At 64.6% G+C, this 1,835-nt stretch carries 2 protein-coding genes; one reads left to right on the forward strand and one right to left on the reverse strand.

What is annotated here, in order from left to right:
- Nucleotides 1-168 precede the first annotated feature (168 nt).
- Nucleotides 169-1,434, forward strand: coding sequence for a MobV family relaxase (gene mobV, locus BU28_RS24320; protein ID WP_051578298.1), 1,266 nt, complete (start codon nucleotides 169-171; stop codon nucleotides 1,432-1,434).
- A gap of 229 nt (nucleotides 1,435-1,663) precedes the next feature.
- Here the strand turns inward: mobV and BU28_RS25040 are convergent, their stop codons facing one another.
- The gene (locus tag BU28_RS25040) at nucleotides 1,664-1,816 is read right to left on the reverse strand and encodes a BrnA antitoxin family protein (protein WP_081791456.1); all 153 of its coding nucleotides are present in this window, start codon (nucleotides 1,814-1,816) and stop codon (nucleotides 1,664-1,666) included.
- Nucleotides 1,817-1,835 lie beyond the last annotated feature (19 nt).

Consider the following 1,835-nt stretch of genomic DNA (forward strand, 5'->3'; position numbering starts at 1 on the left):
GGGGATCGAGCCGCTTCAGGCGGCTTCTCTTCTCCCTTGGGCGCAACGCGAGACCCTCTGAAAGAAGGTTTATGTGTTCCTCCCTGCGTTGCAGGGCGAGCAGATAATTTGGCCTTGTGCCAAATTGTCTAGTGAGTACACATAAACCTTCCTTCAGAGGGGCGGTTCATGGGCGCGCGAGACGATGAGGAACAGTTGCGCTTCGACCGCCGCGTCGGGGGCAGGATGCCTCATCTCGGCGCCTCGCGCAGCTTCGCGATCCTCCGCTGCGCCAAGATCAAGACCTTGGGCAACATGGGCGCCTCTCTTCAGCACATCTTCCGGGAACGCGACACGCCCAATGCCGATACCCGGCGTACCCCCGACAACACCGTCCTGGTCGGCGGCGACAACAGCCAGGCTGTCCTCGATGCCTGGAAGGACCGCGCCCCCGAGAAGATCCGCAGCAATGCTGTTCACGGGCTGGAATACTTCGTCGGCGGCTCTCCCGAAGCCCTGAAGGCCATGAGCCGGCAGGAGCAGGATGCCTACTTCGCCGATGCTCTGGACTGGCTCAAGGCCCGCCACGGGCCCGAGAACGTCCTTTCCGCAGTAATCCACCGGGACGAGACCACACCCCACATGACGGTGATGACCATTCCCCTCGACGAGCGTGGCAAGCTGAACGCCCGCGCCATCGTCGGCAGCCGGGAACAGCTCTCGGCCATGCAGACCGACTTCGCGGAAAGGGTCGGCAAGGCCCATGGGCTGGAACGCGGCCTGCAGGGCTCTCCGACGCGCCATGAGCGGGTCCAGAGGGCCTATGCCCACATCAGCGACCCGGATGCCGCTGTGAGCCTCCCAGAGCGCCGCAAGGGGGCCATTCTGGGCATAGGCGGTGAGACGGAGGCAGAATGGCGCCAACGAGCCTCAGAGGCCGCCTCAGACGCTCTCAGGGGCGTTCAAGCGGCTCGGCATCGGGAGAACCGCGATCATGCGGCCGAGGTCTTCGCCCTCAAGCAGCAGATCACCGGCCCGCCGAAGATGCAGACGGAGCTGAGCAAGCTTCAGTACGAGAACCGCAGGCTGCAGCGGGAGCTGAAAGCTACCGAGACCCGGGCCGAGCTGATTGCCCAGCAGAACCGCCGCCTGGGCGCGATCCAGGACGGCATGGTGGCAGGCGGCCGCGCCTTTGCCCGGGAAAACGGCCTGGATGAGAAAGCCTTCATGACCCGCCTGCAAACAGCGGCCAAGGAGGCCCTGGAAGCGCTCGATGCCCCGGCGGCACAGCCCGCCGTCAAGGCCAAGGCTCCCGCCAGGACCAGAATACAGCTCAAGCCCACGATCGAGCACGCCCCGAAGGCAAAGCCGATAGTCCAGGAGCAGGTCAGAGACGAACCCGGGATCGAGCACCGGATCAAGCCCAAGGACGACGCCTGGGATGACGGCCACTAGCCCGTCCGGCCAGCCTGCCAGTTTGCCAACCAGCTACTGAGGGGACGGAACTGTAGCAGGAAATGCCATTTGGCATCGTTACACTGCCAAATGCGGGACTTGAGCCAGCCTAGGCTGGCCGAATGGGCTGTTTGGCAAGCGTTACAGATCGTAGACGCCAAACAGCCGGCTTAAGGATGGCAAAGTCGCAATCCCGACGTGATCTTTCGCCCTGTAGGCCCGTGACTGGTCAGCGATCGAGGCCGGCGGCCTTGCGCAGCGTCTCGTCGATCCGGGTCTGCCAGCCGGGGCCACCGGCCCGGAAATGGTCCAAAACCTCCGGGCTGAGCCGGATCGTCGTGCTGATCTTCGGGCTCTCGGATCTTGGCCGGCCGCGCTGCACGGGGGCCTTGGCAAAGGCC

Source organism: Paracoccus yeei ATCC BAA-599 (assembly GCF_000622145.1).
Taxonomy (GTDB): Bacteria; Pseudomonadota; Alphaproteobacteria; order Rhodobacterales; family Rhodobacteraceae; genus Paracoccus; species Paracoccus yeei.